This is a genomic window from Alcanivorax sp. 97CO-5 (assembly GCF_000524665.1).
Lineage (GTDB): Bacteria > Pseudomonadota > Gammaproteobacteria > Pseudomonadales > Alcanivoracaceae > Alcanivorax > Alcanivorax borkumensis.
This window is the reverse complement of record NZ_KI965882.1, coordinates 23,026-35,657: the sequence shown is the minus strand read 5'-3', so window position 1 is coordinate 35,657 and position 12,632 is coordinate 23,026. Positions and strand designations below refer to the sequence as shown.

Sequence of the window (12,632 nt, the reverse complement as noted above, 5' to 3'; positions counted from 1 at the left end):
GCCAGGCTCGGCAGCGAACCCTGAAGACGTAGAGGCATGGCAGCGTGTGTTTGAAGCTATACGCAGCAACGTGAGTGCCCCAAACAACGAATATCAAATAGTCGCCTAGGGTGCCCGCAATGGAAAATGCAGAGAAGCGGTGTATCGCTGCGGTGGAATCCAGGTCATCAATTAGTCACAGTGGGAATGAAAACGGCGCAGAAATTGCGCCGTTTCCTGTTGCGGCTTACTTGTTTTGGCGGTTATCGATGAGCTGATCAACCACGCTGGGGTCAGCTAAGGTGGAGGTGTCGCCCAGGCTGTCCAGTTCATCGGCGGCGATTTTGCGTAAAATGCGGCGCATGATTTTGCCAGAGCGGGTTTTCGGCAGGCCCGGTGCAAAGTGAATCAGGTCGGGCTTGGCGATGGGCCCAATTTCCTGTGTCACTAGGTCGCGGAGAGCCTTGACCAGTTCTTCGCTGCCTTCCTTGCCGGCCATTAACGATACGTAGGCATAGATCCCTTGCCCTTTTACGTCATGCTGGTAGCCCACCACGGCCGCTTCAGAGATGCTGGGGTGTAGTACTAGAGCGGATTCGATTTCAGCTGTGCCTAGGCGGTGGCCAGACACGTTGAGCACGTCATCCACCCGGCCAGTAATCCAGTAGTAGCCATCTTCATCGCGGCGGGCGCCGTCGCCAGTGAAGTAGCAGCCCTTGTAGGCACTGAAGTAGGTATCGATTAGGCGTTGGTGATCGCCATAGACGGTGCGAATTTGGCTAGGCCAACTGGCCTTGAGCACTAGGTTGCCGGAGGCGGCACCGTCCAGTTCGTTACCGTCAGGGTCCATTAGGCCGGGTTGCACCCCGAACATGGGCAGAGTGGCAGACCCGGCTTTCAGGTCCACTGCGCCGGGTAGCGGCGCAATCATGATGGCGCCGGTTTCAGTTTGCCACCAGGTGTCTACAATCGGGCAGCGGCTGTCACCGACTACCCTGTAATACCACTCCCAGGCTTCCGGGTTGATGGGTTCGCCCACGGTGCCCAGCAGCTTCAGGCTGGCGCGGGAGGTTTGTTCCACAGGGGCATCGCCCAGCCCCATGAGGGCGCGAATAGCGGTAGGCGCGGTGTAGAAAATGTTTACCTTGTGCTTGTCGACTACCTGCCAGCAGCGTGAGGCGTCCGGGTAGGTGGGCACGCCTTCGAACATCAGCGTGGTGGCGCCGTTAGCCAGCGGGCCGTAAACAATGTAGCTGTGTCCAGTGATCCAGCCCACATCGGCGGTGCACCAGTAGATGTCCCCGTCCTGATAGTCGAACACGTATTTATGGGTTAGAGCAGTGTTGAGCAAATAGCCGGCGGTGGTGTGGACAACCCCTTTGGGTTTGCCGGTGGAGCCAGAGGTGTAGAGGGTGAATAATGGGTCTTCAGCCTCGACCCACTCCGGTTCGCAATCGCTGGACGCATCCGCCATGGCCTCGTGGTACCAGACATCTCGCGGTGCTTGCCAATCCACATCTCCGCCGGTGCGCTTTACGGTCAGGCAGGTGTGAACACAGTCGATACCGTCTAGGGCCTTGTCTGCATTTGCTTTCAGCGGGATGGTTTTGCCACCGCGTACCCCTTCGTCGGCGGTAATCAGAGCGCAAGCCTCAGCATTGAGAATGCGGTCTTTCAGAGCTTCCGGCGAGAAACCGCCAAAGACAACAGAGTGGATGGCGCCAATGCGAGCGCAGGCCAGCATGGCGTAGGCCGCTTCCGGAATCATCGGCATATAGATGACAACGCGATCGCCTTTCTTAACACCTCGATTCTTGAGCACATTGCCGAACTTGCTCACTTCCTCGAACAGCTGTTGATAGCTTATGTGTTTGTCCTGATCTGGCTCGTCGCCCTCCCAGATAATGGCGGTCTGGTTGGCCCGTTCTGGCAGGTGGCGGTCGACACAATTGTAACAGGCGTTGAGGGTGGCGCCTTTGAACCAAGCGGCCCGGCCTTCGTTAAAGTCCCATTCGCTTACCGTGTCCCACGGAGTTTTCCAGTCCAGAAGCTGTTCTGCGCGCTCGGCCCAGAAGGTGCCCGGATCATTAATGGATTGGCTGTACCAGCGATCGTAAGTCTCGCGATCCATCAGTGTTTGCTTTTTATAGTCGGCGGGAACAGGGTGAATATGTACTTGGGACATTGGGGCCTCCTTGGGATACTGCCAGCCAGTTTTCATCATTATTATCGTTGCGCTAGCTCGGGTGTATTCCACCATGGTCTTATAAAGGTGCTAGCGGGGGGTAGACATGGTATGCCAAGAGTAAACAAAGCGTTACTTGAAGGCCAATGCTCAAGTGCAGAAGAAGGTCGGCAGTTAAAAAGATAAAAAACGAGCGGGTAAAAGTGGAGTTGGGCATCGACGCCCTTTCTCTTAGGCTTGCACGTCCTTAAGCGAAGGCAGGAAGTGGCAAAAAAAAACGCCGGTTGGGCCGGCGTTTCAATAATTCTTCATGCGAACCCCGGGATCAGGCAACCTGAACCGGAATGGCATTGCTGGTGCCCTTCACTTCATTGCCCTCAGCCATGTAAATCAGGCTGGGTTTGAAGTTGATTAGCTCCGCGCTAGTGTAGTTGGCGTAGGCACAAATAATTACGCGATCGCCAGGCTGGGCCTTATGGGCTGCAGCACCGTTGACAGAGATGATTTTGGACCCGGCTTCGCCGCGGATTGCGTAGGTTTCGAAACGCTCACCGTTATCGATGTTATAGATCTGGATCTGTTCGTATTCCAGGATACCCGCCATGTCCATCAGATCACCATCAATGGCGCAGGAGCCTTCGTATTCAAGTTCCGCGTGGGTGACACGAGCCTGATGGAGTTTTGCTTTCAGCATGGTGCACTGCATGTTGGTTACCTCTCAAGCGACCCGAAACCTGCTGTATACGCCATATTATATGGCATGCAGGCACTTCAAGGGGCCGGAAGTATGCATGAATCACCGGTCACGCACAACGGCCAACGATATATTGTCGATCAATCGTGTTGACCCCAGTTTAGCAGCTACCGCGACGATTAGGTCAGTGTCGTCTGGCCCAGCCGGAGCAAGGGTTCTGGCGTTGGCGATGGTGATATAGTCAACGCTGAATCCAGTGCTATTCAGTGATTGGCTTGTCCGGCTTTCCAGCGCGCGATAATTTCGTTCTCCGCCGATAATCTCCGTTTTTACCTGTTGCAGGAGAGCATAGAGCTGGGGCGCGAGTGTGCGCTCACTTTCGCTCAGAAAGCCGTTGCGGGAGCTGCGTGCCAGTCCGTCGGTTTCGCGACTGGTGGCAGCACCGACAATCTTCACTGGGAACAGCAGTTCTTCACACATGCGGCGCAGAATAGCTAGTTGCTGGAAGTCCTTTTCACCGAAGATGGCCACGTCTGGTTGCACGATGTTGAGGAGCTTGGAAACTACCGTTGTGACACCTCTGAAGTGCCCTTCGCGACTGGCGCCGCACAGATGGTCGCCCAGCTGATCTACGTCCACCCAGGTCTGGTTTTGACCTAGCGGATACATCTCCTCCACTGACGGAGCGAACAGTAGATCTGCACCGGCCTCGACTAGAGCCGCGGCGTCCGCATCCAGGGTGCGCGGGTAGCGGTCGAAATCTTCGTTAGGCCCGAACTGGGTGGGATTGACAAAAATCGATACCACGACCACATCACAGCGGGTTCGGGCTTCTCGAACCAGGCTGATATGGCCATCGTGCAGGTTGCCCATAGTGGGGACAAAGCCTACGGACTGGCCTTTGCGGTGCCAGCCGCGCACATGTTCGCGCACCTGGGCGACGGAATGAGCGGTTTGCATTAGGAACCTCAGGGTATAAGAAGCTACACAACGTGGAAGATACTATGCCAACCGGCCAGGGCCCAGCCCATCCTCAGCTGGGTTTACCCTGATCATCGACGCGCTTTCGTATGTCGTGCCTTGATTCGCGCTATAGCTTGTCGCTATTTTAAAAACAATGTTCGTCGGCCGGGAAACTGCCGTCTTTCACCGCGTCGTCATAGGCCTTGAACGCTGCGCGCATATCGCCAGTCTCGGCCATAAAGTTACGGACGAAACGGGCAGGTTTGCCGGGGCTGATGCCGAGCATGTCATGCATCACCAGCACCTGGCCATCGCATTCCGGGGCGGCCCCGATACCGATGACCGGTGCCGCAACTTCACGGGTGATCTCTGCGCTGAGCGCTCGCGGTACGCATTCCAGAACAAACAGGGCTGTGCCTGCTTGATCGAGAATCTTGGCGGCGTTGAGCAGCTCTGCGGCACCGTCGTCATCCTTACCTTGAACCCGATAGCCGCCCAATGAGTTCACCGCTTGCGGGGTCAGGCCCATATGCGCGCAGACCGGAACGCCGTTACGGTTGAGAACCTCGATGGCTTCAGCCAGCCAGGCGCTGCCTTCTAGTTTTACCATGTTGGCGCCGGCTTGCATCAGCGCGGTGGCAGCGTTCAGCGTGCGCTCCAGGGTGGCAGCCCCCATAAAAGGGATGTCGGCAATGATCAAACTGCCTTGATTGCCCCGGGCCACGCATTGGGTGTGATAGACCATTTGCTCCAGTGTCACCGGTACAGTGCTGGTCTGGCCCTGGATAACATTGCCTAGGGAGTCGCCGACCAGAATCGCTTCTACGCCAGCCTCGGAAATGAGTCGGGAAAAACAGGCGTCGTAAGCGGTGAGTACGGAAAATTTGCCACCGTCCTGTTTGCGCTTTTGCAGGGTTCGAATGGTAATGGACATGGGATACCTCCCAGGGAAATTCAGGGACGAGCTACAGGCTTCAAGCTACAACACGGTCAAGTCTGTCAGGCTTCGGAGCAATATGCCCACGCGCAAACGTCCTTTGGGCTTCCCGGCTATAGTACGCACAGGGCCATGTCGCGTTGTAGCTTGAAGCCTGTAGCTCGAAGCTAGTTTTTCAGCCTACCAGTGGCCGGGGGTTAAAATAGTGGCGACCGGAGCGGATGTCCAGTAACTCGCTGATCAGCTGCTGATAGTCTCGATCATGGTTGACCAGGTCTATCTCCGCTGCGTTGACGATGAGCAGCGGGGCGCGGTCGTAAAAATGGAAGAATTCGGTATAAGCGTTACTGAGTTTATCCAGATAATCGCTGGCAATACCCTGCTCGAAATTGTTGCCCCGGTGGCCGATACGTTGGCGCAGCACCTGAGAGGGGGCTTGCAAGTAAATCACTAGATCCGGGCGGGGAGCGTCCACCGTTAGATGGTCATCTACATTGCTATACAGCTGAAATTCATCTTCATCGAGAGTGACCTGAGCAAACAGCCGGTTTTTGTCGATCAGAAAGTCCGCAATCCGAGGGCCGGCAAATAGATCCTGTTGCTGGACCTGACGCAGCTGGTCCGCCCGCTGAAACAAGAAGAAAAGTTCGGTCTGCAGCGCGTAGCGGGTCGGGTCCTGATAGAAGCGGGTCAGAAAGGGGTTGTCGTCGGCTTGCTCTAGTAACAAATCATAGCCAAAGGTCATGGCCAGCCGCTTGGCCAGGCTGGTTTTCCCTGCCCCAATGGGGCCTTCCACAGCGATAAAGCGAGGCAGGGTGCCTGCTTGCCGGCGCTGTTCAATTCGTTCAGTTAAGGTTAATTCAGTCGATGAGTGCATCGCGATCCAGTTCTGATAGCGGTGAAAGCGTTTGTTCGGTTACCTGATCGAGGAAACTACTCAGAGCGGTGCCATCGGGCAAGATGCAGTGAGGTGCGATTTCCAGTAGCGGGTGAAGCACAAAAGCGCGTTGGGTCATTTGCGGATGGGGGACCTGAAGGTCGACGGTGTCAATGCGTTGATCACCGAGTAATAGAATATCTAGGTCGAGGGTTCGCTCCCCCCAATGACGCAAGCGTTGACGGCCGGCGGCCAGTTCTAAGGCCTGCAGGCTATTGAGCAAGGCATGTGGCGTTAATGAGCTTTGCACTTCGGCGACAGCGTTGACGTAATCGGGTTGGTCCTGCGGGCCAATGGGGGCGCTAGTATACAGGCGGGAATGGTGTTGCAAGGTAAGGCCAGGCAGGTGTGCCATGGCCAGCAAGGCGCTGGTCAGCCGTTGTGCCGGCTGATCCAGGTTGCTTCCAAGCCCAATAAACGCTTGCATCAATTATCTGCAGCAGGCTTTGGCCGGCGCCGGCGGCGACGACGTTTGTTGTTGCCGCCTCCGCGGTTGCCTAGTTCGCTGATCATTTCCCGGCGACCGCTCTCATCTTCTTCCTGGTAGCGGGTCCACCAGTCGCCTAATCCTGGTTCAATTTCACCGCATTGCTCGCGCAATAATAGGAAATCGTAGGCGGCCCGGAAACGAGGGTGCTCCATCATTGCATCAGCACGCCGGCCGGCACGTTTGTCCAGCCGCAGCTGTAGCTCCCACATTTCTCGCATCACGGTGGAGAAACGACGGGGGATAGCGGTGTGCTTGATTTGCAGGTTGAGGGCCCTGGTGGCGGACTTGTGTAGTGCCTGTGCCGGGGGTAGGCCACTAGACAAGTAACCGGTAAGACGCTGCTGGATCACCGGCCACAATAATACTGCATAGATAAAAGCGGGAGTAACGGGCTTATCCATCAGCAGACGGCGGTCGGTGTTGTCCATAGCGGCCAGTAGCATGGCCTCCCACGTCTTGCCTTGGTCACCTTCCAGTGCTTGCTGGGTTTCCGGAAATAGGAAGCGGAACAGGCCCAGTTCTTGTAGCTGTTCATACGATGCTCGGGCGTGGCCGCTGAGGAAGAGCTTGAGTACCTCGTCAAATAGACGTGCGGAAGGTACCTGCAGCAATAATTCAGCCATATCTGGGATGCGACTGGCGGTACTTTTTTCTATTTCGAAGCCCAGTTTGGCGGCGAAACGGGCCGCGCGCAGCATACGTACCGGGTCTTCGCGAAAGCGTTGCTCCGGGTCACCAATCAGGCGGATTGTTTCCTGGTCAATATCTTCCATGCTGCCGACAAAATCATGCAGGGAAAAATCAGCAATATTGTAGTACAGGGCGTTGATGGTGAAATCGCGACGCAGGGCGTCTTCTTCTATGCTGCCCCAGGTGTTATCGCGCAGTACCATGCCGGTTTCCTCATGAGCATGGTGCTTATTTCGGTCCTGGTTGTCGTCACTGGCCTTGGCTCGAAATGTGGAGACTTCAATGACTTCGCGACCAAAGCGAACATGAACGATTTGAAAGCGTCGACCAATAATGCGGCTGCGCTTGAAAAGGCGCTGTACCTGTTCCGGGGTGGCATTGGTGGAAACGTCAAAATCCTTGGGTTCGCGACCGCAGAGGATGTCGCGCAGGCAGCCCCCGACCAGATAGGCCTCAAATCCTCCCTTGTGTAACCCGTAGAGCACATTAAGGGCGGCGCGGGAAACTTGCTGGCGGGAAATGGGATGTTGATCGCGAGGAATGACGCGGGGTTCCAGCGGGCCGGCAGAATCTGCGGAACTTGGAGTAAACCAGCGTGTCATATGTTTGAGAAGCTTGCAGGGCATGCGAAAAATTCGGCCTTTAAATTAAGCAATAAGGCGGAGATAGTAGCACTTTTTTTCGCCAGTTGAGATGTCTTTGGTGTAGTAGGCCAAGCCGGCGGCGAGTGAGCGCAGACCTGAAAGCAAAAAGGAGCCACAACCGAAGTTGTGACTCCCATATTTTGCGCTGATTCTGTTTATTATTATTGTTTGTGTTGTTTTCTGCCTTTTGCTGCAATCATCAGTTGCAGCTGCGCTGCATCGGCTCGTGAAATTATTGTTCTTCTTTCTTGTTGTTATTGTTTAAGCCTTAACGCCCTTGTTGTTGTTGTTGTTTGCTGGCGTGGAATTCATAGTGCCCGTCCCCCCCTGGTAATGCAACTGATCGAAAAAATGATTAAAATCATGGTCTTACATTTTTACTGGGAACCAATCTTAAATGCGGTCAGGGTCAGGTAACGTTTGTGTTACCTGCTTGTGTAGGGCGGTAACACTTGAGGTGCTTTGGGGGCGTGTTTCTGATCCTATTTCTTTTTTCGTGTCTTAAATTAAGGTTTTTCTGGATTAACCATTAATAATTGGCGAGTTGGGCTTTGTGGTCAGCTCGGGTTGGTTTAGCGTCGAATACTGGACTTCTTGCGCGGTATTCCCAGCCGTTGGCGTCGTTCCCATAGGCTTTTCCGGCTTATGCCCAATTTCTGAGCTAGCTCGGTTTCGGTCATGCTGTCCTGATTTTCCATCACGAAACGGGTGAAATAGTCCTCCAGAGACAGGTCTTCGCTGGGGTCTAGACTTGCTCGGCTGACTCGTTGGGGGGGGCGGCTAGGGTTTAGACCCAATTGAGCAGGACCGATACCGTCTTCTTCGGTGAGAATAATGGCTCTCTCGATAACATTTTCCAGTTCACGTACATTGCCGGGCCAGCTGTAGCTGTGCATGGCTCCCAAGGCTTGTGGCGTAAAATGTAGGTTTGGGCGGTTGAGTTTCTCACTGCCCCTTGCCAGCAGTGCGTTAGCTAGAGGCTCTAGGTCTTCGTGTCGGTCTCTGAGCGGAGGAAGGGTCAGTTCCATGACGTTGAGTCGGTAATAAAGGTCTTGACGGAAGCTGCCGTCAGTAATTCGGTTGGGTAAATCCAGTTGGTTACTGGCAAGAATGCGCACGTCGACACGGCGGGGGGACAGAGACCCTTGCCGGTGAATTTCATGATGGGTTAACAAGGTCAACAGGCGGCTTTGCACATCGCTGGCGAGCTCTCCTACTTCATCAAGAAACAAGGTTCCCCCATCCGCCTCTTCGATTCGCCCGGGCTGTTCATCATCGCCGAAGAGTTCGGTGAGTTGCAGGTTCTTGGGCAGTGCTGCGCACTGTATTGATACGAGAGGCCCGTTGATTCGTTTGCTGTGTTCGTGCAAAGCGCGGGCGGTGAGCTCTTTGCCTGTGCCTGCCTCGCCCATAATCAGAACCGGTGTGTTGGTGGGCGCCACACGGCTGATGCGGTGCTTGAGTTCCTGCATAGCGGGGCTGTCTCCGACCATATTGCGGACAGGAAAACTGCGCTCCAAATCGCGCCGTAAGGCACGGTTGCCCCGGTTTAGCCGACCCTCTTTCAGCACCCGGTCCACGGCGAGTAGCATTTCATCGTGGTCAAAGGGCTTGGGAATGTAATCCACTGCGCCCAGTCGCATGGCGTCCACCGCAGAGCGTAGGCTGGCATAGCTAGTCATGATCAGCACTGGCGTATTGCCAGCCGCCTCGATCAGATTGGTGCCGGGTTCACCGGGTAGGCGCAGGTCGCTGATGATCAGGTCGAACTGATTGAGGTTGTTCTCGAGGGCTTGCTCAACGGATTCCGCTTCTTCTACCGAGTGTTCATGGCGTACCAGCAGCTTGCGCAGAGCGCCGCGAATAACGGGCTCATCTTCAACAATCAGAATGTGACTCATGAATGGCTTGATCCTGTCCTGTCTTTCAACGGCGTATTACGCCCCGTCGGTAGGAGTGTGCATGGGTAGTTGAATAATAAACCGTGTGCCGCCCTGTTCAGCAACAGGGCTTTCCACCTGAATCGAGCCCAAGTGCTCTTTGATAATACTGTAAACCAGTGCCAACCCAAGGCCTGTTCCGCGACCAGGGGGCTTACTGGTAACAAAAGGCTCAAATAGAGCGTCGCGCAATTCTTCAGGAATGCCGTGGCCTTGATCTTCCACAATCACATTCACTGCTTGATCGGTGGCGTTGCTGAGAATGACTACCGGTTGTTTATCAATACTGGCGTCGGCGGCGTTACCCAGCAGATTGATGAATACCTGTAGTAGGCGCTGAGGGTCGCCTTGAACCCAGTGTTCGGGCTTACTTCGGTTGTCGAAGGGTTGCTGGCGATGGTCTGGATCCAGCAGTAACAGAGATACGGCTTCATCCACGGTGTCGCGGATATTTACTGGCACATGCTGGCTGTGCCTGATGCCCCCTGAATGGCTAAAGGTGACCAGTGATTCCACGATACGGGTAATGCGGCGGGTTTGTTCAAGGATTTGCTGGCTCGATTCCAGTTGTTCTTCGGCGTCGGTTTCACTGTCTAAATTCTGGGCGAGGCAGGCGATGGCGGTAACCGGGTTGCCAATTTCGTGGGCGATACCGGCGGCTAGTCGGCCGATAGAGGCAAGCCGTTCATTATGAGTCAGATGGGCTTCCATTTGGCGCAGCTCGGTAATGTCCTCAATTACCACCACCTGGCCGCCGGCTTGTTCCGAGGTGCCGGTGCCAAGGACTTCGGATTTATGGAGGCTTAGCCAGCGGGTCTGTCGGTCCACCTCCAAAGATTGCTGCGGTTGGTGCGGGTTGTCATCACGGCTGAACTGGGTCAGGAATTCGCCCCACGGTGAAGCTAGGTCCGCTAATCGGGAGCCGATAGTGCCGGCGGCAGTAATCCCCGTTAATTCTTCCATAGCCCGGTTCCAGCCGATGATCTCCCGGTCCGCGCCCAGCGAGATAACCCCCATGGGCAGCTCGAGTAGTGTTTGGCGATGGAAGCGACGCAGGCTGTCTAACTCTGCCGCTAGCCCGGAGAGTCGATCACGGTATTGCTCCAAGCGTGACTCAATAAACTGGATATCTTCGCTGGAGCGTTGCTGCTCTTCGGGCAGGTAAGGTAAATGGTCGTCCATCAACTGGTGCGATACTGATGGTCCTAGCAGGCCGGAAAGGTTGGTTTCTAGCTGATCGCGCAGCCGCCGTAAGGCGTAGGGGCGTGTTTCTGTGCGCGGCAGGCGCAGGTCGCGCAGCGCCATTTCTACTTCACGTGTGGCGGTGATCGGACCCAGCGGTTGGGTCAGCGCTTCAATGAAGTTGTCTACGCTTTTGGTTTTCAGTTCCCATCGGTAGGGGCGGCGTAAGCTACCCACAGCACAGGCTTGGGCGGCGTTTTGCTCTGCCTGCGACATCGGGGTAACAATGGAGATGATGGCGTACAGCAATGTGTTGGCGGTGACCGAAACAATGGCCACGTGGTGCCATTGGTTGGCGCCGGTTTGGAAGCGCATGCCGAGCAATTCCATGAGCCCTTGAAATTGCCATTGTGGGTAGGTGATGGGCAGCAGCAATAACAGTAGCCATAGCAGGAAGCCAAGAACGAGACCGGCAAATAAACCGTTGCGGTTGCCCGAAGGCCAGAACAGAGCACCGATCAGTCCGGGGACAAACTGCAGGGTGGCAACGAACGACAGCACGCCCAGCTCAACCAAGGTGTGCTCGGTGCCGGTGAAACGATAGAACAGATAGGCTAGGGCGAGAATGGCGGCGATCAGAATGCGCCGGGTCCACAACAAGTTTCGGTATAGGTTTTGACCCCGATGCAACGGGCTGACCGGCAGTACCAAGTGGTTCAGGCACATCCCAGACAAGGCTAGGGTGGCCACAATCAGCATGCCGCTGGCGCCGGCCAAGCCAGCAATATAACCGAGAATGGCTCCATGCCCGCCGGTCACCATGCCAATACCCAGCGCATAGTAATCTGGGGAGGTGGGGGCATTGCTGGCGGCGGCGGCCCATAGAATTACAGGTACACATAGGGCCATGATTAGAAAAATTAACGGCAGCGCCCAGCTTGCGGTGATCAGAGCCCGGGGATTCAAGTTTTCGGTGAACGCCATGTAAAACATGTGTGGCAGCACGACGGCGGAGACGAAAAACGCCATGATCATGGAATGCCAACTACCATCCTGCAGGGGATAATAGAGCCGGGCCAGCATTTCAGGGTGCTCGTCCAGCCAGTTGCCGAGGCTTTCCGGCCCGTCAAACACGCCGTATAACCCCAGTAATGCAACTGCGCCAAAGGCTAACAATTTAATCAGCGATTCCATGGCGATGGCGACGACTAGCCCTTCGTGTTTTTCTCTGGCAGTAGCGTGGCGGGCGCCGAATAGAATGGCAAAGATCACCATCATAAAGCAGAAGCCGGCGGCTAGATCACGGGGATCAGACGTGTCGCTGAGGATCTGAATAGACTCCGCCACAGCTTTGAGTTGTAGAGCCAGCAGAGGTAAAACGCCGATCAACATGATAACGGTAGTTGTGGCACCGGCTAGGCGACTGCGATAGCGGAAGGAAAACAAGTCTGCCAGCGAGCTTAGCTGGTAAGTGGCCGTGAGGCGTAGTATCGGTGCCAGCAATATGGGGGCGAGCAGAAAGATCCCGGAGATGCCGAGAAAGTAGGAGAGAAAGTTATAGCCGTATTGGTAAGCATAGCCCACCGATCCATATACCGCCCAAGCGCTGGCGTATACGCCCAGAGAAAAAACGTACACGGCGGGATGACGGACCAACCTTGCTGGTAACCAGCCGCGCTCGGTGATCCAGGCCACCATAAAAAGGAAAAAAAGGTAGCCACAGGCGATCAGGATGAGGTCGCTAACGCTATAGACCATCGGCATCCTTAATCTTGGCAATCCAGTAACTCAAGGCAATAAGGCCTAGCCAGATTAGGTAGGGGCGATACCAAGCACGCCCACCTTCGCTCCACCATTCAATGATGGCTGGAGATAGCAGGTAGGTGCCGAGAATAAAAATAATAAGCAGGCGATCAGTATACATAGGTGGTTAAGGCCCTCTGGTGCAAGAGCATACGTCAGGGGGTGAGGTGTGTAAAAGCAGGACTGGG

General features: G+C 55.3%; 10 protein-coding genes. All 10 read right to left on the bottom strand.

Going from position 1 to position 12,632, the window contains the following annotated elements; all coding sequences use genetic code 11:
* Positions 1 to 226: 226 nt before the first annotated feature.
* Positions 227 to 2,164, bottom strand: coding sequence for an acetate--CoA ligase (acs, locus tag Y017_RS05085; RefSeq protein ID WP_035459388.1), 1,938 nt, complete (start codon positions 2,162 to 2,164; stop codon positions 227 to 229).
* Positions 2,165 to 2,489: 325 nt separating this feature from the next.
* Positions 2,490 to 2,870 carry an aspartate 1-decarboxylase gene (gene panD, locus Y017_RS05080; protein ID WP_011587630.1) on the bottom strand — a complete coding sequence of 127 codons (381 nt, stop codon included), beginning with the start codon at positions 2,868 to 2,870 and terminating at the stop codon, positions 2,490 to 2,492.
* 90 nt (positions 2,871 to 2,960) lie between these two features.
* Positions 2,961 to 3,818, bottom strand: a complete 858-nt coding sequence (panC, locus tag Y017_RS05075) for a pantoate--beta-alanine ligase (protein ID WP_035459387.1) — start codon at positions 3,816 to 3,818, stop codon at positions 2,961 to 2,963.
* A 148-nt stretch (positions 3,819 to 3,966) separates the two neighbouring features.
* Positions 3,967 to 4,755, bottom strand: coding sequence for a 3-methyl-2-oxobutanoate hydroxymethyltransferase (panB, locus tag Y017_RS05070; protein ID WP_011587632.1), 789 nt, complete (start codon positions 4,753 to 4,755; stop codon positions 3,967 to 3,969).
* Between the two features lie 178 nt (positions 4,756 to 4,933).
* A complete protein-coding gene (locus Y017_RS05065; protein WP_011587633.1) occupies positions 4,934 to 5,635 on the bottom strand; it encodes a deoxynucleoside kinase in 702 nt (233 codons plus the stop codon).
* Complete coding sequence (folK, locus tag Y017_RS05060; RefSeq protein WP_011587634.1) at positions 5,619 to 6,122, bottom strand: 2-amino-4-hydroxy-6-hydroxymethyldihydropteridine diphosphokinase; 504 nt, start codon at positions 6,120 to 6,122, stop codon at positions 5,619 to 5,621. Before folK ends, Y017_RS05065 begins: the two co-directional genes overlap by 17 nt.
* On the bottom strand, positions 6,122 to 7,477 hold the full coding sequence (gene pcnB / locus Y017_RS05055; RefSeq protein ID WP_101235060.1) for a polynucleotide adenylyltransferase PcnB: 1,356 nt from the start codon (positions 7,475 to 7,477) through the stop codon (positions 6,122 to 6,124). The genes folK and pcnB overlap by 1 nt, the downstream gene beginning before the upstream one ends.
* A 614-nt stretch (positions 7,478 to 8,091) precedes the next feature.
* Positions 8,092 to 9,420 (bottom strand): sigma-54 dependent transcriptional regulator, encoded by a 1,329-nt coding sequence (locus Y017_RS05050; protein ID WP_011587636.1) that lies wholly within the window; start codon positions 9,418 to 9,420, stop codon positions 8,092 to 8,094.
* Between the two features lie 36 nt (positions 9,421 to 9,456).
* Positions 9,457 to 12,399 (bottom strand): ATP-binding protein, encoded by a 2,943-nt coding sequence (locus Y017_RS05045; protein WP_101235057.1) that lies wholly within the window; start codon positions 12,397 to 12,399, stop codon positions 9,457 to 9,459.
* On the bottom strand, positions 12,389 to 12,565 hold the full coding sequence (locus tag Y017_RS15310; protein ID WP_011587638.1) for a hypothetical protein: 177 nt from the start codon (positions 12,563 to 12,565) through the stop codon (positions 12,389 to 12,391). Before Y017_RS15310 ends, Y017_RS05045 begins: the two co-directional genes overlap by 11 nt.
* Between the last annotated feature and the right edge of the window lie 67 nt (positions 12,566 to 12,632).

What these genes read in the sequence shown, in the direction of transcription:
- acs (WP_035459388.1), bottom strand. Translation starts at nt 2,164, where the DNA reads ATGTCCCAAGTACATATTCACCCTGTTCCCGCCGACTATAAAAAGCAA.
- panD (WP_011587630.1), bottom strand. Translation starts at nt 2,870, where the DNA reads ATGCAGTGCACCATGCTGAAAGCAAAACTCCATCAGGCTCGTGTCACC.
- Y017_RS05050 (WP_011587636.1), bottom strand. Translation starts at nt 9,420, where the DNA reads ATGAGTCACATTCTGATTGTTGAAGATGAGCCCGTTATTCGCGGCGCT.
- pcnB (WP_101235060.1), bottom strand. Translation starts at nt 7,477, where the DNA reads ATGACACGCTGGTTTACTCCAAGTTCCGCAGATTCTGCCGGCCCGCTG.
- panB (WP_011587632.1), bottom strand. Translation starts at nt 4,755, where the DNA reads ATGTCCATTACCATTCGAACCCTGCAAAAGCGCAAACAGGACGGTGGC.
- folK (WP_011587634.1), bottom strand. Translation starts at nt 6,122, where the DNA reads ATGCAAGCGTTTATTGGGCTTGGAAGCAACCTGGATCAGCCGGCACAA.
- Y017_RS05045 (WP_101235057.1), bottom strand. Translation starts at nt 12,399, where the DNA reads ATGGTCTATAGCGTTAGCGACCTCATCCTGATCGCCTGTGGCTACCTT.
- Y017_RS05065 (WP_011587633.1), bottom strand. Translation starts at nt 5,635, where the DNA reads ATGCACTCATCGACTGAATTAACCTTAACTGAACGAATTGAACAGCGC.
- panC (WP_035459387.1), bottom strand. Translation starts at nt 3,818, where the DNA reads ATGCAAACCGCTCATTCCGTCGCCCAGGTGCGCGAACATGTGCGCGGC.
- Y017_RS15310 (WP_011587638.1), bottom strand. Translation starts at nt 12,565, where the DNA reads ATGTATACTGATCGCCTGCTTATTATTTTTATTCTCGGCACCTACCTG.